Genomic DNA, 21,722 nt, shown 5'->3' with positions numbered 1-21,722 from the left:
TACTAACTTTCGTTCATGACGTGTAAATATGAAGCTAAACTTTGAAGAATTGGCACAGCTAGCCCTACAAGAAGCGAAAAAATTGGGTGCAAGCCAAGCGTTGGCTGAGGTCTCTGAATCTAATGGCTTGTCCATATCCGTTCGTAAGTCTGATGTAGAAACAGTTGAGCAGACAAGTGACTGCTCTCTTGGGGTGACGCTTTTTAAAGGCAAGTCGCGAGCATCAGCATCAACTTCCTCGTTGACACCTGAAGCCGTATGTGACACTGTAAAAGCTGCATGGGATATTGCCCAGTACACAGCAGAAGATCCTTTTGCCGGTTTACCAGATGAAGAGGATTTGGCTACAGAATTCCCTGATTTAAAACTCCATAAGGCATGGCGTATTTCTTCACAGGAGGCGATTGATTTAGCCTTACAAGTAGAAAAGGCAGCACTTTCTTATGATAAGGCCATTACCAACTCTGAAGGTGCACAGGTTAATACCAGTACTGGGCGCTTTGTGCTGGCGAACTCGCTTGGCTTTATGGCGGGGTATCCATATTCTAATCACAGCATGTCAGTAGCGGTGATTGCGGGTAAAGGGGCGCAGATGCAACGTGATTACTGGTATTCATCACATCGTTATCCTGAAAAACTAGCTAAGCCTGAGGCTATTGGTGAATATGCTGCGCAACGAGCTTTATCGCGTCTTGGAGCCAAACGTATTCCTACGGGTAAGTATCCCGTGTTATTTGATGCACCTTTGGCGATAGGTTTGCTTGGGGCTTTTGCACAGGCGATTAGTGGTGGCGCACTGTATCGTAGGTCTAGTTTTTTATGTGATAGCCTTGGCAAGAGGGTGATGGCCTCACATTTGAATATCACAGATGATCCTTTTATTAAGGGGGCAATGGGTAGCTCTGCATTTGATGAAGAGGGTGTACGTACACAGAAAAGAGAGTTGCTGACAGATGGCATATTAAATGGTTACCTACTCTCAACCTATACCGCACGTAAATTGGGTATGCGTACCACAGGTAATGCGGGGGGGTCGCACAATATGAACCTTTCCTCAAGTCTTACTCGTCAAGAGGATGATTTTGTGGAGATGTTACGTAAGATGGGGACTGGTTTGCTTGTCACGGAATTGATGGGGCAGGGGATTAATTATGTTACAGGCGACTATTCGCGTGGTGCTTTCGGTTATTGGGTCGAAAACGGGGTTATCCAGCATGCTGTTCAAGAAATTACTATTGCAGGTAACTTACGTGATATGTTCCAGCAAATTGTTGCTGTAGGTAGTGATATGTATACACGAGGGTCTAAGACATCGGGGTCAATCCTAATTGAACAAATGTCAGTAGCTGGTGTATAAGAGTAAAAAATTTTAAGGAGAGTATAAAATGCAACGTCGTTCATTTTTGAAAAAAGCAGGTATGGGTGCCATTGCAGGTACCGCAGTTATTGGTGCACCAGCGATTGCTCAAGAGAATCCTGATGTTAAATGGCGCATGGTATCTAGCTTCCCACGCAGTTTACCAGCACTATTTGGTACAGGCGAGAAATTCGTTAAATATGTTAAAGAGATGTCTGGTGGTAAATTCCAGATTGATCATTTCCCTCCAGGAGAGATTGTACCAGCACTTCAAGTGATGGATGCAGTATCTAATGGGACTGTACAAGCAGGTCATACTTGCGGTTATTATTACTTCGGCAAGAGTCCAGCTTTCTGCTTTGATACGGCTGTTCCTTTTGGCCTTACTGCACGTCAGATGTTTGCGTGGATGATTGAAGGTAACGGTATGAAGTTGCTCCGTGAGCTATTTGCGGGCGTGAATATTGTTAACTTTATGCTTGGTAACACCGCCGCTCAGATGGGTGGTTGGTACCGTAAAGAGATTAAGTCCATTGAAGACTTTAAAGGCCTTAAAATGCGTACCTCTGGTATGAATGGTGAATTGCTTTCTCGCTTGGGTGTTGTGCCTCAACAGCTTGCGGGTGGCGACGTATATCCATCTCTTGAAAAAGGTACGCTGGATGCAGTAGAGTTCGTTGGCCCATTTGATGATGAGAAATTAGGTTTCTTTAAAGTGGCTCAGCACTACTACTATCCAGGTTTCTGGGAAGCAGGACCACAAGTGTCTTTATTCACTAATAAAGCGGCCTTTGAGGCACTTCCAGCCAACTATCAAGCGATCATTGAGGGGGCTTCTCGTATGGCTACCATGGATATGCTTGCGGTATATGACTCTCAAAACCCACAAGCACTTCGTCGTTTAATTGCTTCTGGTGCTAAACTGCACGAATTCCCTCGCGATGTGATGGAAGCTGCTTATAAAGCTGCTCAAGACATGTACAAAGAATTCTGCGACAAAGATCCGATGTTCAAGAAAATCTACGATGACTACATGGGCTTCCGTGACGATTTGACCCCATGGTTTAATGTAGTAGAGGGTTCTTATACTCGTTTCTTAGCACAAAGTATTGCTAAAAATCGCAAATAAGTAGATCAGGCAATCTAATTATTCGCTGTAATCCCCATCAGCACGACTGCTTGGTGGGGATTCTGTTTTAAATATGATGTTTTATTGCCAAGATAAAATAAAAATCCTTGTTTTATATAGCAAAATTTCAAAAAGCATGTTAGAATTTATGGCTTATCCCTAATTTGTACTGCCGATGTTGGGTAGTTGCCTGATGCAATAGCCTAGGTATAACGGCATGGCGAAGCGATGTGATTAGTGCTAGTAAGTCAATTATAAGGGGCTTTCTTTTGCGCTTTTCACAAGTAGTCGGGGTAATCGATTAATTATTTTTTAGGATTTATACACATGAAGACATTTGTGGCTAAGCCCCATGAAGTCAAACGTGAGTGGTTTGTTATCGACGCTAAAGGTAAAGTCCTTGGTCGTGTAGCCAGCGAAGTTGCACGCCGTTTGCGTGGTAAACACAAACCTGAATATACTCCTCACGTTGACACTGGCGATTACATCGTAGTAGTAAATGCTCAAGACCTCGTTGTTACTGGTAGCAAGTTTGAAGACAAGAAATACTTCCGTCACACTGGCTATCCTGGTGGTATTTACGAGACTAACTTCCGTAAATTACAAGAGCGTTTCCCAGGTCGTGCTTTAGAGAAAGCTGTTAAAGGTATGTTACCAAAAGGCCCATTAGGCTATGCAATGATCAAAAAACTTAAGGTCTATGCAGGTAGCGAGCATCCTCATTCAGCACAACAACCTAAACAGCTAGATATTTAAGGATGAATCATGATTGGTAATTGGAATTATGGAACAGGTCGCCGCAAAACTTCAGTGGCACGTGTTTTCTTGAAAAAAGGTTCAGGTAATATCGTTGTTAACGGTAAGACTGTTGAAGAGTACTTTGCTCGTCAAACAGGTCGTATGATTGTTCGCCAACCACTAGAGCTTGTTGATATGTTGGAATCTTTTGATATCCAAATCAACGTTCACGGTGGCGGTGAGAGTGGTCAAGCTGGTGCAGTTCGCCACGGTATCACTCGTGCATTGATTGACTATGATGAGACATTGAAATCAGCACTTTCTAAAGCTGGTTATGTTACTCGTGATGCACGTGAAGTTGAACGTAAAAAAGTTGGTTTACGCAAAGCACGTCGTCGCAAACAGTTCAGCAAACGCTAATCTGTTATCAGCGTCTTATACAGAGCCCATCTCTTTCGAGGTGGGCTTTTTAGTGTGTGCTCGGCATGAGCACGTTCTAACGGATGAAAGTCCTAAGAGCAGTGAGGGTACTAGAGCTTATTTTTTATGGTACTTTCTATTTGGAAACATATCCTGTTTAAATAAATTTCAAACGTACAGAGTGGTATATGTTTATTTTTTAGCGATTTTTAAACATATTAGGATGAATATGTTTGTTGATGGCATAAACATATAGGGCAGTATATGTTTATTTTTTGGCTATTTTTAAATATATTAGGGTGAATATGTTGATGGCATAAACATATAGGGTAGTATATGTTTATTTTTTGGCAATTTTTAAACATATTATTGACAAAAATAAGAAGGAGTACTTATACTCGTGATATGTTTATTTTTAATAAAAATTTAAAGATATGAAGCCATGGCAAGCCGACTTACCCTATAACAACTTACCTTTATTGCCTCCTTCGTACGAGATTGAGACCAAGGCGATTTTGCGACAGTGTATCAAGTCACGCTCTGCACTAGCCGAACTTAAGCAAGCAGCAGAGTTAATTCCTAATCAAAGTATGCTGATTAATACGCTGCCTATTATGGAGGCCCAGGCAAGTTCAGAAATTGAAAATATAGTGACCACTAATGATAAGCTTTTTCAGCATTTACAGATGGGTGATGAGAAAGTAGATCCAGCGACCAAAGAGGCGATGAATTATCGAAGTGCTTTGTTTAAGGGAGTTGAGTTACTGGAGCAAAGACCGCTATGTACGCAAATTGCGGTGCAGGTTTGTGGCATGATTAAGTCTCGTGTGATGGACATCCGTCGTACAACAGGGACGGAGCTACGAGATGCCGTGCGAGATAAAGTGATTTATACGCCGCCAGTAGGAGAGAGATTGATTCGAGATAAGTTGAGCAATTGGGAACAATTTATCCATAGCGAAGCTCATGGTCTAGATCCGCTGATTGTAATGGCTATTGCTCATTATCAGTTTGAAGCTATTCATCCTTTTGAAGATGGTAACGGAAGAACGGGGCGGATACTGAATAGCTTATTTTTAGTAGATACGGGTCTTTTAAAACTTCCCATTTTGTATCTGAGCCGTTATATGATTCAACACAAAGCTGATTATTACCGCTTATTATTGGCAGTGACCCAAGAAAATCGGTGGGAAGATTGGATAATGTATATGCTAAAAGGTATAGAGGAAACAGCCATTTGGACTGTATCCAAAATTGAAGCGATCAAAGCGCTGGCAGCGCATACTCGTCAATACGTTAAGCGAGTGTTACCTAATATCTATAGTCATGAGTTGGTAGATCTTTTGATTGAGCAGCCTTATACGCGTATTACCAATTTAGAAAAAGCGAATATTGCCAAGCGACAAACAGCTTCTCGCTACCTACAAGAACTAGTGCGAGTAGGGGTGTTGAGTGAGATTTCAATTGGGCGAGATAAATTATTTTTGCACGCCAACCTAATGGGGTTATTAAGAGGAGATAATAATCTCTTCAGAGAGTATACAATGTAGCATTATGAGGTTTGAAGGAAAGAAGATATGAGCGAAAAAATTAAAGTTGGCATTGTTGGTGGTACGGGTTATACAGGTGTGGAGCTGTTGCGTTTACTCTCACAGCATCCACAGGTGCAATTGCACGCTATTACCTCACGCAAGGAAGAGGGGATGAAAGTCGCGGAAATGTTCCCTAATTTGCGCGGTAAGGTAGATTTAGCATTTTCTACGCCAGAAAATGCGGCATTAACAGAGTGTGATGTCGTGTTTTTTGCAACGCCTCATGGGGTGGCGATGGCGCAAGCCAAAGAGTTATTGGCTGCTGGTGTAAAGATTATTGATTTGGCAGCGGATTTTCGACTACAGGATACGGCTGTTTTTGAAAAATGGTACAAAATGCCACACAGTTGTCCTGACATATTGGCAGAAAGTTGCTATGGATTGGTAGAGCTCAATCGTCAAAAAATTGCGAATAGCCGGGTTATTGGTAATCCAGGGTGTTATCCTACAACTGTTATCCTTGGTTTGGCTCCTGTATTAGAAGCGAGTTTGATTGAGCTAGACCATATTATTGCAGACTGTAAATCAGGCGTATCGGGTGCTGGTCGTAAAGCCGAGGTGGGAACTTTATTCTCTGAAGCATCTGATAATTTTAAAGCCTATGGTGTGTCGGGTCACCGTCACCATCCTGAGATTAGTGAGCAACTCGCGAAATTAGCAGGACAAGCGGTTGGTTTGACGTTTGTTCCTCACCTTGTCCCTATGATTCGAGGTATGCTATCGACGATTTATGTAAAGATTAAACCAGAAGCACTAGCAACGGATTTTCAAAAATTTTACGAAGAACGATATGCACACGAAGAATTTATTGATGTGATGCCTGCCGGAAGTCTTCCAGAGACGCGTAGTGTACGTGCATCTAATCAACTCCGTATTGCATTACATCGTCCTGGTAATGGCGATACTCTCATCATCGTCGTCGTTCAAGATAACTTGGTTAAAGGTGCGGCAGGTCAGGCTGTTCAAAATATGAACGTATTATTTGGATTGCCTGAAAATACTGGTTTGACACAGGTAGCCGTATTGCCATAAGTAAGTGTAAGTTGTAGTAATCACCATATTGAATGGTTTACATACTTAGAAAAACAGTGCTATATGATGACTAAATGCATGTGACAAGCAGTAGACGAGGTATTGATTTCTTTGCATTTATCGTCATATAGGGAAGTGATAGGTGGATAAGTGAAGCAAGTCGCAAATCCATCATTATTTTGTCGCACATGAGTTTTTTAAGGTGTATCACTCGGATTAACTTGACTAGTGACAGGGTTATTATCGAGTGTATTCCCTTTTGTGCTAATATTAGGTATTGCATTAAATTGATTGATGATGAATATCATCAGGAGTAAACAATGAGTGTTATTGAGTCTGTTGATTTACAAACACCGACAACTATTATTTTTACCGACGCTGCGGCAGCAAAGGTTAAGGATTTGTTAATTGATGAGGGTAATCCAGATCTTAAATTGCGAGTGTTTGTACAAGGTGGTGGTTGTTCAGGTTTCCAATATGGTTTTACCTTTGATGAGAGTGTTGATGAAGAAGATACTGTGATTGATAAAGACGGTGTTCAACTTTTAGTTGATCCAATGAGTTTCCAATATCTTGTTGGAGCTGAGATTGATTACAAAGAGGATATCGAAGGCTCTCAATTTGTAATCCGTAATCCTAATGCTTCGACGACCTGCGGGTGCGGTTCGTCATTTAGTGTCTAGTCTCTATATGGGAGAGAGATGAGTGTTTGGTATAAAACCTTATCCTTTCTCCCTTTCTTCCTCCTTTCTGTTGCCTTTGCGCAACCCCTTGATATTCCTCCCCCTCCTTATCCTAGAACGAACGCCTCTGATTTTGCCTGGGGGTATGAACAGGCGACCAGAACACAACACCCAGACCTACAGTACATGTTGGGAGATATGTACTACAGAGGGAGAGGAACGCCCAAAGATCCTACACAAGCGGCTATATGGTTTGAAAAAGCGGCACAACAAGGTCATGACAAAGCCCAAACCAGCTTGGGGGATTTGTATGAGTTTGGTGATGGGCTTCCCCTAGACATTGATAAAGCAATCTTTTGGTATACCAAGGCGGCAGAACAAAATGAGTCGCAGGCTCAGTTTTCCCTTGGACGAATTTATTTGTTTGGGAAAACAGGTAAAGTTGATCATCAAAAAGCGTTTTTTTGGTTTGAAAAGGCAGCTTTGTTAGGTCATGCCGTTGCACAATGGAATCTTGGTGGGCTTTATCAGGAGGGTTTAGGTGTAGCACAAGATTATGGACAAGCAAAAACTTGGTTTGAGCGAGCAGAGTTGCAGGGGATTAATGAAGCACTCGTTAGTTTAGGAACGATGTACCATAGTGGACAAGGAGTTCCTCGAGATTATGCCAAGGCACGAGAGTATTACGAGAAGGCAGCGCCAGGGGGAAATCCAGCTGCGTTACGAGGATTGGGTAAGCTTTATTACTTTGGTCAATCTGTTCAACAAGATTATAAAAAAGCAAAAGAGTGGTTTGAAAAAGCAGCAGTACAAGAGGATGCAGAAGCCCAGTATTGGTTGGCAGAGCTGTATTATGCCGGAGAAGGGGTTCAACAGGATTATGCAAAAGCAAGGTACTGGACTGAAAAAGCTGCAGCAAATGGCTATGCGGGTGCACAGGCAGGCTTGGGTAAATTCTATTCTGTTGGTCTGGGAGGAACAGAGCAGGACGATGCACAGGCTATTTATTGGTTAGAGAAAGGCGCACAAGATGATAATTCTGAAGCGCTGGCTTTGCTGGGAGAGCATTATTACAAGGGTAAGGGCGTTCCGCAGGATTTTGTTAAAGCTAGAATATTATTAGAAAGAGCCTATCAGTTGGGGTATCAGAGTACTTCTTCACTGTTAGGAGATATTTATTATGCGGGTAGGGGGACAGCGATTGATTATGCTAAAGCACGCACTTTTCTAGAAGAGGCTGCTACGCAATACAATATCGATTTTTCACAACGACAATTGGCGAATATGTACTATTTTGGTAACGGTGTTCCACAAGATTACACCGTTGCTAAAAAATGGTATGAGAAAGCTGCAGCACAAAATGATATGCTTGCTCAGATTTATCTAGGGAATATTTATCTTGGCGGTTTGGGTGTCACAAAAAATATTAAGCTAGCAGAACAATGGTACAAGAAAGCGTTGCTGCATAACTCGGCGAAGGCAGAATATGCGATGGGTATGTTCTACCGAAATGATAAAGATAAGAAACCTAATTTTGAACAGGCAAAGTATTGGCTGACTAAGGCCGCGAAGAAGGGTTTGGCCCCAGCTCAAATGGCATTGGGGGAGATGTATTTCTTTGGTGAGGGGGCAACTAAAAATGACAAACTAGCCCTAGAGTGGTTTACCAAAGCCGCACAGCAAAACTTTGCTGATGCACAAGTGCAGCTCGGTAAGATGTATTTTTCTGTAGACGGTCAGCAGGACAAACAGCAAGGAAGAATGTGGTTTGCAAAGGCTGCCGAGCAAAATCATAGTGAAGCACAATATTTACTTGGTTTACTTTATCTGTCAGGTGAAGGAGGCGAGCAAAATACATCTTTAGCAATGGATTGGCTACTCAAGGCACAGAGTGGTAGTGAGGGTGCTGCAAAAACCGTGGAGTTTTTGCGTACGAGAGTAGCAAAACGAACCCAAGAGCTTCAAGCATTTGCTTATTCGGAGTATATACAGTCGCGAGTATATTATGCTTTTTTAGCTCAAGATAATTTACGATGGATACGTAGTCGATTGGCTTTTGAACAGCAAGCATGGGCCGATATGAAAGAAATTATTCCTATTTTAAGTAAAAACTATCGTAGTAGTGATGCCTCCTATCTACTTGGCTTGAGTTATTATCTTGGAAAGGGGTTTCCTAAGGATATGCAGCAAGCTCAATATTGGTTTGACCGAGCAGCAAAACAAGGGCATGGTGGTGCGATGCACATGATGGGAATGTGGTATTACCTAGGTGAAAATGTAGAGCAGAATTATCAACAGGCAAGGGATTGGTTAACGCGTGCAACAAATGCAGGAGTACCAGCTTCTGCTTATGTATTAGCAACCATGTATAAATGGGGTGAGAGCGTTCATCAAGATGAAGAGAAAGCATGGGTGCTATTGCTTTCCCCTCTATTGAGCTTATACCCTCCTGCATTTGATGAAGCCGAAGATTTCATCCAAGCAAGCCCAGCACTACAAAAATTATTTGGTGATTTGGTTGGTATGCGAGGTAAAGCGATTCAATCAGAGGCTGCTATGCAACAGGCAGGGGAGCTTTATATAAGCTCCCCTTCACAGAAAGGTAAGGCTATTCAACTTTATCAGTCTGCGTGTGAACTCGAGAATAGACGTGCCTGCCAGATGAAAGACTTGATTGATTTTCCTTAAATACCGTTATTTGCTTGGATAGATGGCACCAGCAATACTTGGATGAGAAGAGCCCGTAACACTAGGAAAACCGAGTGGTTTTCTTTCTACACAGGCTTTCGCTAACCAAGCAAAAGCTAAAGCTTCGACAGCTTGACTATCCAACCCATATGCTTCAATGGGTTTTACATCACATTGCATAAGTTGAGTTAACTCTGCCATTAAAGCTTTATTTTTAGAACCACCTCCACAGACAATAACCTCATCCACATGAGAGCTGTAGCGTTGGATAGATTGTGCGACACTGCGGGAGGTTAATGCACGGAGCGTTGCCATCACATCAGACGTAGAAACTCCCTTGCCATTTGTGGGTTTGCCAGTCGATTGGGTTTGTGAAGAGAGCAGATGCGATAGCTGTTCGGCTTGTAAATGTTTTTTGAGCCAAGACATATTAAATAAATCTCTGCCTGTTGACTTGGGTGCCGCTTGTTGAAAATAAGGTTCATCTAACAAACGATTAAGTAGTGATGGGATTACTTTACCACTTGCTCCCCATGCCCCGTCTTTGTCAAAAGATAAGCCTTGGTGATGGGAAATCCATCCATCCATGAGAGCATTGGCAGGTCCAGTATCAAAGCCTAATAATGGTGCATTAGGGCGTAATAAAGTAATGTTTGCAATACCGCCGAGATTAAGGACTACACGCGTTTTCTGAGGATCTGCAAAAAGTGCTTGATGAAGTAGAGGAGCAAATGGCGCACCCTGTCCGCCAGCGGCGATGTCACGGCTACGAAAGTCGGCAATAACATCAATGCCTGTTAGTTCTGCTAGACGTGCAGGAGCATTAAGTTGTACGGTGAATCCCAAATCAGGACGATGTCTTACCGTTTGCCCATGGGCACCAATAGCGGTAATCTGATTGGCTTTTAGATCTGCACTGTGCAGTAGTTGCAAACAACATTGTGCATACAAATCAGCAAGATGATTGGCAGCTAGGTAGGACTTTTCAATTTCATTATCTCCTGCATGGTTTAGTTGGAGAAAGGTTTCCCTCAGCTCAGCAGGCATAGCGATGCTTTCAAAACTGATGATGCGAGGAGTTAATTCTTGTTCAAACAGAATTAAAGCACCATCTACACCGTCAGTGCTTGTGCCTGACATAAGACCAATAAAGTACTGTTGGTTTGATGTCAAATTCATCTGATAATTTCCTTGAAATGGTTATAATGTGGTATTGTAGACGAGAAATGTCACATATCTTAAAGCTCGTAAGTATCTTTTTGAAATCGAAAGGTCTTTTATGTGTGTGCTACAAAATAGGCAAGCATAGACGGTTATATACAGATCGAATGGTTGGTTTTAGAGAAGGTGTGATAGTGTTGCCACTTAGGTTTTTGTGAGAGGCAACAAATAATGGATAGAGTGAGAATAGAGTTGCTCACTCATAAGGTTAAATACCCCCTTTATTTTATTAAGGTTATTGTTATTTTTTAGAGAATAGGAAATGTCAGAAGAAATCAAAATCAGTGCTGAAGTAGAACGTGATATGAAAACCGTATTGCGTGGTGTCGATGAATTGCTTGTAGAAAGTGAGTTTGCACAAAAATTACAGAAAAGCTATGACACAGGGGTACCTTTACGCATCAAGTTAGGTATGGATCCTACAGCACCTGATATTCACCTAGGTCATACTGTGGTATTGATGAAAATGCGTCAGCTCCAAGATATGGGTCATCAAGTGATTTTCTTGATTGGTGACTTTACAGCAGCGATTGGTGATCCCAGTGGCCGCAACTCTACTCGTCCACCATTATCACGCGAGCAGATTGAACAAAATGCACAGACATATTATGAGCAAGCAGCTAAGATTCTAGATCCAGCGCGTACTGAAATTCGTTATAACTCGGCTTGGTGTGATGAGTTGGGGGCTCGCGGTTTGATTCAACTTGCGTCACGTTATACCGTGGCTCGTATCATGGAACGTGATGATTTCACCAAACGCTTTAAAGGCGGTATTCCTATTTCCGTGCATGAGTTCTTGTACCCATTGCTCCAAGGATATGACTCAGTCGCATTAAAGGCAGATTTAGAGTTGGGAGGGACGGATCAAAAATTTAATTTATTGGTAGGTCGTGAGCTTCAAAAAGAATATGGTCAACCGCAGCAATCTGTACTTACTATGCCATTGTTGGTCGGTTTAGACGGCGTAGAAAAGATGTCTAAATCTAAAAACAACTATGTTGGTATTACCGAAGCCCCCGATAGTATGTTCGGTAAGATTATGTCGATTTCTGATGATCTTATGTGGAATTACTATGAGCTATTATCAGCGAAGACATTAGATGAAATAGCTGTTTTGAAAAAAGCTACTGAACAGGGTGAAAATCCGCGTAATATTAAGGTTGCACTTGCTCAAGAAATTATTACGCGTTTTCATGATGCCGCCGCTGCAGATAAGGCACTAGCTGATTTTGAGGCGCGATTCCGTGACGGTCAGATTCCTGATGATATGCCAGAAGTGACTTTGTCAGGAGCTCCTTTGGGTATTGTGGCGGTGTTGCGTGATTCTGGTTTGGTCAGTTCAGGCTCAGAGGCAACTCGCAACATCCAACAAGGAGGGGTGAAAGTAGATGGGCAGAAAATTGAAGACAAAGGCGTGCGTTTAGAGGCAGGTACTTATGTGGTACAGGTTGGTAAACGACGCTTTGCTCGTGTGACAGTGACAGCGTAGCAGAATGGGTATAAACCATCAATATGCCTTGGGCATGTAGAGGGTTACTGTCTGTATGAACCACTTTTAATGTGTTGAGTATATACACAAATTGAAGAGTGAATTGATAACGTTGATGAACACACTGCTCCGAGAATGTTAGTTTGGACTGGTGTAGCTCATTGTTTTAAAAGGAAGTGTTATGAAATTAACGAGTTTAGGCATTATTAATGGACAAGCGATACACCCTCATTATGCCTTTGGTAAACAAGACAAAGAGACACATATTGCGCTTTCTTCTAATTTAAATCCAGATTTATCTTGGAAAGATGTTCCAGAAGGCACACAATCTTTTGTGTTGATTATGGTGGATACTGATGCGCCTACCAAGGCGGATGATGTGAACCAAGTTGATAGAGAAGTGCCTGCGGATTTACCTCGTACGGATTTTTACCATTGGGTCATGGTGGATATTCCTGCAGATATGCGTGAAATTGCAGAGGGAGCATTTTCCAAAGATGTCACTCCCAAAGGAAAGAGTGGTCCGTTGACAGCAAATGGCAAAATGCGTCATGGCTTAAATAACTACACTCAATGGTTCGCTAGTGACCCTGACATGAAAGGGGATTACTTTGGCTACGATGGCCCTTGCCCTCCGTTTAATGATTCAATCCCTCATCGTTACTATTTCACAGTGTATGCACTCGACATTGCCAAGTTACCAGTAGAGGGCAACTTTACTGCACAAGAGGTATTAGCAGCAATGCAAGGTCATATTTTGGCACAAGATACCATTATGGGTACCTATAGTTTAAATCCTCGCTTGACAGCATAACTCAGGGTGCTTATAGTTGTAACTTCTTTTAATAAGTCTATCGCTTTTTGAGTGGTGGATTAGTTTATTTTAGTTTGACGACACATAGAGTGTCATTTTGTATATTGCTTTATGTGTTAAATCTTAGGAGATAATTCATGTTTGATCGTTCGCTAACGCTTGATAAACAAGACCCAGAATTATGGGCAGCCATTCAAAAAGAAAATGTACGTCAAGAAGAACATATTGAGCTTATTGCGTCAGAGAACTACACTAGCCCAGCTGTGATGCAGGCACAAGGATCTCAACTTACTAATAAATATGCCGAAGGTTATCCTGGTAAGCGCTATTATGGTGGTTGTGAGTTTGTGGATATTGTTGAGCAATTAGCGATTGATCGCCTCAAACAGATGTTTGGTGCTGAAGCGGCTAACGTACAACCTAACTCAGGTTCCCAAGCCAACCAAGCTGTTTACATGGCAGTGCTAAAACCCGGTGATACTGTGCTTGGTATGAGCTTGGCAGAGGGAGGTCACCTTACTCACGGCTCACCAGTAAATGCGTCTGGTAAACTATACAACTTTATCTCTTATGGTCTTAATGACAAAGAAGAAATTGACTACGACCAACTAGAGCGTCTTGCAAAAGAACATAAACCTAAACTTATTGTTGGTGGTGCATCAGCTTATGCATTACGCATTGATTTTGAGCGTATGGCAAAAATTGCCCATGACAATGGTGCTTTATTTATGGTTGATATTGCTCACTATGCAGGTTTAGTGGTGGGTGGTCAATATCCTAACCCAGTACCACATGCAGATTTCGTAACTTCTACAACACACAAATCACTTCGTGGTCCACGTGGTGGTGTGATTATGATGAAAGCGGAATATGAAAAAATCATTAATTCTGCGATTTTCCCTGGTATCCAAGGTGGTCCATTAATGCACGTAATTGCTGGTAAAGCGACTGCATTTAAAGAGGCACTTTCTCCTGAGTTTAAAGATTATGCAGCACAAGTTGTTCGTAATGCTCAAGTGATGGCAGAAACGCTAGTGAAACGTGGTTTGCGCATCGTTTCTGGCCGTACAGAAAGCCACGTGATGTTGGTTGACTTACGTAGTAAAGGTATTACTGGTAAATTGGCAGAGGAAGCCTTAGGCAAAGCTCACATTACAGTGAATAAAAATGCTATTCCTAATGACCCAGAGAAGCCTTTTGTGACTAGTGGAATTCGTGTGGGTACACCAGCTGCTACAACTCGTGGCTTTAAAGAAGCTGAAATTGAGTTGACTGCTAACTTAATTGCAGATGTGTTGGATAATCCTACTGATGAAGCAAACTTAGCTGCCGTTCGTGCAAAAGTACACGAGTTGACCAAACGCTTCCCAGTGTATAAATAATTTGTGGTAATGATATGAGGAAGTACTTTTTTAGGTATTTCCTCTTTGTAAAGAGAGTCTGGTACTCCATGTTCTTGGAGTGGGTAGTTCTGATAAGGTATCAGGTGGGTTATCTTGGTACTAGCCAGTGGTTATGACATATTAGACTCTCTTTTAAAAAATAGGCGTAGAGCCTTTAAGTATATTATGAAGTGTCCTTTTTGTTCTCATCCTGATACGCAAGTTGCAGATTCGCGTGCCTCGGAAGATGGTCTTACTATCCGTCGTCGCCGTCGCTGTACTGCTTGCGATAAACGTTTTACAACCTACGAGAGAATTGAACTTAATTTTCCTGTGGTAGTTAAACGTAACGGGACACGCATGGAGTTTGATATAGACAAGCTAAAAGGGAGTATGCGTCTGGCATTGCGTAAGCGACCCGTGTCAGCAGAGAAGCTTGATGAAGCGGTAACACGCATCCAAGAGCGTCTAATCAATCTGCAGCTTAAAGAAATTTCCTCGGCACAGATTGGGCAGTTGGTTATGCAAGAGCTTCGACAACTCGACCAAGTGGCTTACGTACGTTTTGCATCGGTATATCAGAGTTTTGAGGATATTCAGCAATTTGTACATGTGATTCAGGAGATTCAGGAGCCATTAGTGGCCGAGTCTTTTAAAACTGATGAAGAGCCTGTTAAAGGGTGATTTGTTTGTTTATACCATAGGACCGTGTTGTTTATCAGATAGTGCTGTAAAACTCCATTGTTTACGACGAAGATAAGACATGAACTATCTGGCAGTCCTTGCATTAGAATAGTATTAGCAGAGATGAGCTCGGGCTTTCTCGGTCGTGGTGTGTCATTTAAGGCAGAAATTGCCCGTAATGCGAGAGAAGTGAACTGTGTTAATCAAGCAGTCAAGTAGTACAAACTCATCCAAATGAGCTAACAAGCATATGGATTCTTGTTTTAACAAGAAAAAGAGATAAAATGCTGTTGCTACATAGAAAGAGGCTTTTTGAATTAAAAAATATATTACGTACACTATGATGCCAATAATAAATTCCTCTCTTGTTCCTCAAACAGATTTCCTCTATATGCAAAAGGCACAGTCTCTCGCACAAGAGGCTCTTTATATAACAGACCCTAATCCTAGAGTGGGTTGTATCATTGTTAAAGATAATCAAATCATAGGACAAGGTTCTACCCAAAAAGCAGGAGGACCCCATGCTGAGGTGATGGCATTGCGTGATGCCAAAGCACATGGGCATGAGCAGGATATTGCAGGAGCGACATTCTACGTAACTTTAGAGCCTTGTAGTCATTTTGGACGTACACCACCTTGTGCAGATGCGTTAATTGCGCATAAAGCAGGTCGCGTGGTAGTAGCTTGTCTTGATCCTAATCCGTTGGTAGCTGGCAATGGAATTAAGAAACTACAACAGGCAGGCATCACCGTGGACTATTATCCTGAATTAGCGGAACGTACATTAGCCTTAAACCCTGGCTTTATGTCGCGCATGATTGTGGGTAAACCGTGGACGTGGACGAAGTTGGCTTGCTCGTTAGATGGCAAATTGGCACTAAACAATGGTGTGTCACAGTGGATTACTAGTGCAGAGGCGCGAGCAGATGGGCAATATTGGCGTGCACGTAGCAGTGCAGTGGTAACAGGGGTAGGTACAGTACTGGCGGATAATCCACTATTGAATGTGCGAGCTTTTACGGTTGAGCGCCAACCCTTACGTGTGGTTATAGATGGTAAATTTCAAGTACCTGTTGATGCAGCGATTTTTAACGGAGCTCCTGTGCTTGTGATTACCCATACACAGCACCCAGAGAAACAAGCCATGCTACAAGATAAAGGAGCAGAGGTGTTAGTTGTTGAAGAAGAGGGGGTGCTATATAAAGGTGCTGAGGAATTAGTTGTCGAAGAAGAGGGGAAACCGCATAAAGGCAATGAGGCGTTAGTCGTTGAGGAAAAGAGGGGGCTACAGGCAAAAAATAAATATATCAATCTCAATTACGTCTGGGAATTACTTGCCCAGCGTGGCATTAATGAAATCCACGTGGAAGCTGGTGCTGGGCTTAATAGCGCCTTATTACAGGCTGGATTGATTGATGAATTGCTGGTTTATATGGCTCCCAAGATTATTGGCCCAGGACTTGACATTTTTCAGATGCCCGCATTGACGGATTTATCTACCGTGCCTACATTTGAATGGGTTGAACAGCAACGAGTAGGAGAGGATATACGGTTGAGGTTAAGAAATCCAGAACGTTGGGAGGTATTGAAGAGACACTTGATGGGTCTATAGCTTTTGATATAGCGCCTAGCAGAGAGTAAGTTGGATTCTTCTGACTCTAAGCCTCTTCTAGTGATAGATTTCTTAATGTTTCCGACTCTGCTCCTCGCAATGCTGCTAAGTTTTTTTCATTTGACTGTCAAATATCAAATGAGTTTGTGTGATTTTTAGTGTTGCTGTGCGTTATGGCATTTTGTAAGGTATGTAGGCTGTCTGATAAATTAGAGCGAGTGAATATCACAGTCCTTGCTATTGGTAATACAGCATAAACTTCTTTTTGCAGATACAATATAGCCAGTTAAGAACATCTTCATGAAGGAATAATCATGTTTACAGGAATTGTGGCAGGAGTAGGCCAGATTACCCATGTAGAACCACTTGGCAAGAGTGCAAATGATGGTGTACGCTTGACCGTGCAGGCGAATAATTTCGATATGAGCAGGGTGAAGTTAGGTGACTCTATCGCTATCCAAGGCGCTTGCATGACTGTCATTGAGTTTGATAATAAACATTTTAAAGTGGACGTATCACGTGAGAGTTTAAATAAAACCAGCGGACTTGATGCAACTGGTGAAGTGAACTTAGAACACGCCATGCGCTTGTCTGATACAGTAGATGGGCATCTAGTCTCTGGCCATGTCGATGGATTGGGTAAAGTAGAGAGTTTTGAACCTATTGGAGAGTCATATACTCTACGTATTCAAATTCCTACAGAACTTAGCCCGTATATGGCATACAAAGGCTCTGTAACGGTAAATGGCGTTAGCTTAACGGTTAATAGCGTAGAAGATAATGCGGCAGGTTGCGTGATTTCAATTAACCTTATTCCACATACTGTTGCAGTGACGACACTTAAACACTTATCTGCAGGAAAATTTGTCAACATTGAGATAGATACCATCGCACGATATGTGGAAAGAATGTTAAAATGGCGTTCTTCTTAGGAAAATCGTACACATTTTGAGATGTGATATGCTCATTTTGAGCGAGTTTTCTTCTTTATTTTGAATCCCATTGAGATGATGTTTCAATGGGCTCTGCAAACGGATCGGTGGCCGAGTGGCTTAAGGCACACGCTTGGAAAGCGTGCATACGGAAACGTATCGGGGGTTCGAATCCCCCCCAATCCGCCATTTAAAAACTATTCCTTATTAAGAATAGTGTTTTCTATATTTACTTCTATACCTGCTTGTATCAACATCAGATAAACACTTTCAACGAGAGTATGAACTTCTCTGAATGTGCTTTCATCTAAAGCCTCTTTTTTGATAAAAGGAATGACGGTTACACGTCTGTGTTTAAAAAATTCCTTTGTCAGTGAGTTAATTTGATGCTGAAAATCCTGTTGTTCATCTTTTGATGAGGATTTATTCATCTGTAATAAAAATTTTAAGGAGTCAAGAGCTGGTTTTGCTTTTTCGTATTCTTGTCTCAAGCCTATTGTACCGGCATAGTGTATTCTCTCTAATTCGTCTTTGAGTTCTTGGATTTCTTTTTGAATATCATCGAATGGTTGTGTTTGGTTTGTATTTTTCATAATTTGCTAGGGTAGTTAATCTAATCAAATGAGAAGTGCTTCTTAACCTATTCATATTAACAATATGGATTGTTAGGTTGTGTCGCAGGAAAGAACAATGGCAAGCCAATAAAATATATTTACTCCTTTGATTATTAAAGAAAAAAGAAACACCATTCTTGGTATTTCATTGGAGTAATATAGGAGTGAAAAATTTTGGGATACAACGTAGGATATAACGATATTAATCACAAATTTTTATTGTTGTCGTAAAACAAATGCTTTACAATGTAATCCTAATGTAATTGATAAAAGGGTTTGATATGAGCACAAATTTTAATTTACGATTAGATGAGCAACTTAAGGCTGAATCTTTTCGTGTGATTGAAGATTTCGGTCTTACGCCTAGTCAGTTTATGAGATTGATTTTAAAGCAGGTGGTTGATACGGGAAGTTTGCCACTGTCTTTTGAAAAAAGACAGCATACTCTGAGCAAAAAGGGAAAAAGGCTTGTCCGTGAATCAATAGAAGATATAGAGCAAGGACGAATAACGGAGTATGCTTCATTAGATGCGTTTATGCAGGCCGCGGCACATGAAGAGGCTTAGAACTACTCGCTCATTTGAGAAGGATTTCAAGAAGTTTGGCTTATCCGTTGAACTTATTGATGTACTCCATCATTTGCTCAACGGTACGCCTATGCCAGAAAGGTATCGTAATCATCCATTAATCAATGATTTTAAGGGATGTAGGACTGTCACGTTAAACCTGATTTGGTACTTATTTACCAAGTTGATGCAGAGGTAGTTACTCTGATGCGTTTAAATTCACATAGTGAAATATTTGGCTAAGTTATCTCTAGCCATTAGAAGCAAGGAGCATATTTCTCAAATCCTTCCACTAAAATAGTGTTCTTTATGTTGATGTCTTCGAGATCATAACCTAACTTGCATTCCACACATTTATGATGAACTAGCTCTACTAAGTCTTTGATGGTTTCATAAACCTCTGGCTCTACGGTATTTTTATCTATTCTAGGAAAATTGGCGATATTTTTATCGCCTAGCATTTCACCATAAAGAATAAAAATACATCTAATGTAATTAAAGGTTGTACCGTTACGCAAAGTACTTAAAAAACTTTCACTCGTATTGGCAATATCATTTACGATTTCACCCGTCTCAATATCTACTAAACTAAGATTATGAATATTCTTATAGAAATTCTCGGACACTATTTTTAATTTAGGATGATTAGGTAATTCTGACAAAAAAGTATCACTGTAATGTACAGATTCTGACTCTTCATCAAACTCTAAACGACTATTTAAAAATTTGTTTATCTTTTTTTCCTGTTCTGGTTTTTCTCTACGTACAAAACTTATTGTATCGGCAAAAATTTCTATAAATCTAGCTAAACTAGTCTTAGCATTGACTAAACGTAATAAACTGTCTTTCATTTTGATTTCTCCTTAGGATGAGAACGGTATGATTGCCTTTGCTGCTAAATCAAGAGCTTGATTAAGGTCGTCCTCATTCAGTATTTTGTTGCCGTTTTCGTCTGTCTCGAAAGAAAACGCTTTATCTTGACCGAATACGACATTCTCACTCTTCTTTACTTTAAATAATGGGGTGCTCATCAGATTAGCAAGAATAGCTGCAACCTTATAACCATTATCTATGGCAGAGAGAACCTCATCTTTAATTTCATCAATATTCTGGGTTGATGTGAGATGAATATGATGTTTTTTAAGCGTATCGAAATATCGCAAAAATACGGCATAAATAGATTCAGTACAGTAGCAAATCTTTTGTGTGTACCCCCAGATATTTAAGAAGCGGTTTTCTATCGCATTCAATTTTTTGATGGCTTGTTCAATTTGAAGCTCATAATCTTTCGCACGTGCTATTGCTTTTTCAGCGTAGTTAGCATAAGCAAATCCAGCAATGGCAAGAACAGGGGCAGCAACGATAATCATTTCTCCTAGACACACTTCTTCCGCAGCTAGTGCCGTAATGACTTTGTATGTAGCATATGCAGCAGCCCCGCCTATAATGCCTGTACCTATAACGTGTGGGAGACAAGTCATAGTAGGGAGCTCTAATGGTTTAATTTCCTCTAACTCATGCTGAGGTACACAAACCTTTGGCATTTGGTGTGGAGCAGAACTATGAATTTTGTCCAATAATTCCTCGGATAGTTTATGGAACTCATCAATATCTTGCCTAATTTGTAGTTGCAACTGATTAAGTTGATTTATGCCTCTTGAATCTATTCGATTAATAATAGCTATTTTTTTAAAGGTGTCATCGTATTTGGATTCCACTTCTTTTATCAGCCTATCCGCACGGTCTTTATCAACATATCCAAAAAGACTATTTTTAGCACCATAGCCAATAAGGCCTGCCGCTGCTGTACCTAAAAGTATAAGAGGTAATGTCATAAATGTATCTCCTGTGTCTTGTTATACGAACAGTGTACGCAATGTCTGTGCATGGTTGTGTCGCACAGATTCATAACCAGTCAAAGTAGACTAAACGCTTACTTAGACGATTTGATACTGTAGATGGAATAAAATGATTAGTTAAAGCATAGCCTGTTGCTATGCTGTAAGTTTGCTTGGTATTATTTCGGTTTCTTGAAATAAAAATAAGGTATAAAAATGATTTCCCAGAAGTAGTAAAAGATATCTAGGCTTTCTATTAAAAGAAGGGGTCGTTATTCTCGAAACCATCTACCAGAATAGTATTTTTTATATTAATACCATCAGTATCAGTGGCTAGTTTGCATTCCACACATTTATGATGAACTAGCTTTACTAAGTCTTTGATGGTTTCATAAACCTCTGGCTCTACGGTATTTTTATCTATTCTAGGAAAATTGGCGATATTTTTATCGCCTAGCATTTCACCATAAAGAATAAAAATACATCTAATGTAGTTTAGATAAGTGCCTGTATGCAGAGTAGCTGAAAAGCTTCTATTTGTATTTATAATGTCTCTTACGACTTCGCCCGTCTCAATATCGACTAAGCTAAGTCTATGAATATTCTTATAGAAATTCACGGACATTAATTTTAACTTAGGATGATTAGGTAATTCTGATAAAAAAGTATCACTGTAATGCACAGAATCGGCTTCTTCATCAAACTCTAAACGACTGTCTAAAAAATCGTTTATCTTTTCTTCCTGTTCTGTTATCTTTTTGAACCAGTGTGAAAAACTCACTGTTTCGGCAAAAATTTCTACAAACTCCGCTAAGCTAGTTTTAGCATTGACTAAACGTAATAAACTGTCTTTCATTTTGATTTCTCCTTTAAATATTTAAAATATAACTAAGTGCTTTGCATGGTAGTGTCGCTTTGATAAGCAGTACGT

The 21,722-nt window shown here is 40.9% G+C and carries 20 protein-coding genes, 1 tRNA gene and 1 pseudogene; 17 read left to right on the top strand and 5 right to left on the bottom strand.

The genetic code is table 11. The features are described from left to right. The first annotated feature begins 28 nt into the window (after positions 1-28). From pmbA to HKX40_RS03890, 8 genes are all read left to right on the top strand, one after another. Positions 29-1,357, top strand: coding sequence for a metalloprotease PmbA (gene pmbA / locus HKX40_RS03925; RefSeq protein WP_171588256.1), 1,329 nt, complete (start codon positions 29-31; stop codon positions 1,355-1,357). Between the two features lie 28 nt (positions 1,358-1,385). Then, positions 1,386-2,486, top strand: coding sequence for a TRAP transporter substrate-binding protein (locus HKX40_RS03920; RefSeq protein WP_171588255.1), 1,101 nt, complete (start codon positions 1,386-1,388; stop codon positions 2,484-2,486). 327 nt (positions 2,487-2,813) lie between these two features. Further along, positions 2,814-3,242, top strand: a complete 429-nt coding sequence (gene rplM, locus HKX40_RS03915; RefSeq protein WP_171588254.1) for a 50S ribosomal protein L13 — start codon at positions 2,814-2,816, stop codon at positions 3,240-3,242. Positions 3,243-3,251: 9 nt separating this feature from the next. Beyond that, entirely contained in the window at positions 3,252-3,644 is a 393-nt protein-coding gene (rpsI, locus tag HKX40_RS03910; protein ID WP_171588253.1) for a 30S ribosomal protein S9, read from the top strand. Positions 3,645-4,078: 434 nt separating this feature from the next. Beyond that, the gene (gene fic / locus HKX40_RS03905; RefSeq protein WP_171588252.1) at positions 4,079-5,194 is read left to right on the top strand and encodes a protein adenylyltransferase Fic; all 1,116 of its coding nucleotides are present in this window, start codon (positions 4,079-4,081) and stop codon (positions 5,192-5,194) included. Between the two features lie 27 nt (positions 5,195-5,221). Beyond that, entirely contained in the window at positions 5,222-6,268 is a 1,047-nt protein-coding gene (gene argC / locus HKX40_RS03900; protein ID WP_171588251.1) for an N-acetyl-gamma-glutamyl-phosphate reductase, read from the top strand. Positions 6,269-6,588: 320 nt separating this feature from the next. Beyond that, positions 6,589-6,951: an iron-sulfur cluster insertion protein ErpA gene (gene erpA / locus HKX40_RS03895; protein WP_171588250.1), complete on the top strand. Its 363-nt coding sequence runs from the start codon at positions 6,589-6,591 to the stop codon at positions 6,949-6,951. Positions 6,952-6,969: 18 nt separating this feature from the next. Then, on the top strand, positions 6,970-9,639 hold the full coding sequence (locus HKX40_RS03890; protein ID WP_171588249.1) for an SEL1-like repeat protein: 2,670 nt from the start codon (positions 6,970-6,972) through the stop codon (positions 9,637-9,639). A gap of 6 nt (positions 9,640-9,645) precedes the next feature. Here the strand turns inward: HKX40_RS03890 and HKX40_RS03885 are convergent, their stop codons facing one another. Next, positions 9,646-10,818, bottom strand: a complete 1,173-nt coding sequence (locus tag HKX40_RS03885; RefSeq protein ID WP_171588248.1) for an anhydro-N-acetylmuramic acid kinase — start codon at positions 10,816-10,818, stop codon at positions 9,646-9,648. Between the two features lie 304 nt (positions 10,819-11,122). Here HKX40_RS03885 and tyrS point away from each other — a divergent pair, with 304 nt between their 5' ends. From tyrS to HKX40_RS03850, 7 genes are all read left to right on the top strand, one after another. Then, a complete protein-coding gene (tyrS, locus tag HKX40_RS03880) occupies positions 11,123-12,349 on the top strand; it encodes a tyrosine--tRNA ligase (protein WP_171588247.1) in 1,227 nt (408 codons plus the stop codon). A gap of 181 nt (positions 12,350-12,530) precedes the next feature. After that, on the top strand, positions 12,531-13,163 hold the full coding sequence (locus HKX40_RS03875; protein WP_171588246.1) for a YbhB/YbcL family Raf kinase inhibitor-like protein: 633 nt from the start codon (positions 12,531-12,533) through the stop codon (positions 13,161-13,163). A 137-nt stretch (positions 13,164-13,300) separates the two neighbouring features. Beyond that, entirely contained in the window at positions 13,301-14,545 is a 1,245-nt protein-coding gene (glyA, locus tag HKX40_RS03870; protein WP_171588245.1) for a serine hydroxymethyltransferase, read from the top strand. A gap of 186 nt (positions 14,546-14,731) precedes the next feature. Beyond that, positions 14,732-15,229 carry a transcriptional regulator NrdR gene (nrdR, locus tag HKX40_RS03865; protein ID WP_171588244.1) on the top strand — a complete coding sequence of 166 codons (498 nt, stop codon included), beginning with the start codon at positions 14,732-14,734 and terminating at the stop codon, positions 15,227-15,229. Positions 15,230-15,620: 391 nt separating this feature from the next. Continuing rightward, complete coding sequence (ribD, locus tag HKX40_RS03860) at positions 15,621-16,841, top strand: bifunctional diaminohydroxyphosphoribosylaminopyrimidine deaminase/5-amino-6-(5-phosphoribosylamino)uracil reductase RibD (RefSeq protein WP_246233556.1); 1,221 nt, start codon at positions 15,621-15,623, stop codon at positions 16,839-16,841. Positions 16,842-17,155: 314 nt separating this feature from the next. Beyond that, on the top strand, positions 17,156-17,773 hold the full coding sequence (locus HKX40_RS03855; protein ID WP_171588243.1) for a riboflavin synthase: 618 nt from the start codon (positions 17,156-17,158) through the stop codon (positions 17,771-17,773). A gap of 101 nt (positions 17,774-17,874) precedes the next feature. Continuing rightward, positions 17,875-17,962 (top strand) — tRNA-Ser (locus HKX40_RS03850). An 8-nt stretch (positions 17,963-17,970) separates the two neighbouring features. Here HKX40_RS03850 and HKX40_RS03845 read toward each other — a convergent pair. After that, complete coding sequence (locus HKX40_RS03845) at positions 17,971-18,366, bottom strand: hypothetical protein (RefSeq protein WP_171588242.1); 396 nt, start codon at positions 18,364-18,366, stop codon at positions 17,971-17,973. Between the two features lie 302 nt (positions 18,367-18,668). On the opposite strand from HKX40_RS03845, the gene HKX40_RS03840 reads away from it, so the two are divergent. After that, positions 18,669-18,953: a type II toxin-antitoxin system RelB/DinJ family antitoxin gene (locus tag HKX40_RS03840; protein WP_171588241.1), complete on the top strand. Its 285-nt coding sequence runs from the start codon at positions 18,669-18,671 to the stop codon at positions 18,951-18,953. Positions 18,954-19,109: 156 nt separating this feature from the next. Then, positions 19,110-19,196 (top strand): annotated as a pseudogene (locus HKX40_RS10940) (hypothetical protein); the annotation flags it as partial. A 14-nt stretch (positions 19,197-19,210) separates the two neighbouring features. On the opposite strand, the gene HKX40_RS03830 reads toward HKX40_RS10940, so the two are convergent. The 3 genes from HKX40_RS03830 to HKX40_RS03820 all read right to left on the bottom strand — a co-directional run bounded on the left by HKX40_RS03830 (position 19,211) and on the right by HKX40_RS03820 (position 21,647). After that, positions 19,211-19,804, bottom strand: a complete 594-nt coding sequence (locus tag HKX40_RS03830) for a hypothetical protein (RefSeq protein WP_171588240.1) — start codon at positions 19,802-19,804, stop codon at positions 19,211-19,213. Positions 19,805-19,816: 12 nt separating this feature from the next. Further along, complete coding sequence (locus HKX40_RS03825; RefSeq protein ID WP_171588239.1) at positions 19,817-20,788, bottom strand: hypothetical protein; 972 nt, start codon at positions 20,786-20,788, stop codon at positions 19,817-19,819. 259 nt (positions 20,789-21,047) lie between these two features. After that, positions 21,048-21,647: a hypothetical protein gene (locus HKX40_RS03820; RefSeq protein WP_171588238.1), complete on the bottom strand. Its 600-nt coding sequence runs from the start codon at positions 21,645-21,647 to the stop codon at positions 21,048-21,050. Between the last annotated feature and the right edge of the window lie 75 nt (positions 21,648-21,722).

It is taken from the genome of Pelistega europaea (genome assembly GCF_013133775.1).
GTDB classification, from domain to species: domain Bacteria; phylum Pseudomonadota; class Gammaproteobacteria; order Burkholderiales; family Burkholderiaceae_B; genus Taylorella; species Taylorella europaea.
This window is presented reverse-complemented; position numbering and strand designations above follow the sequence as displayed.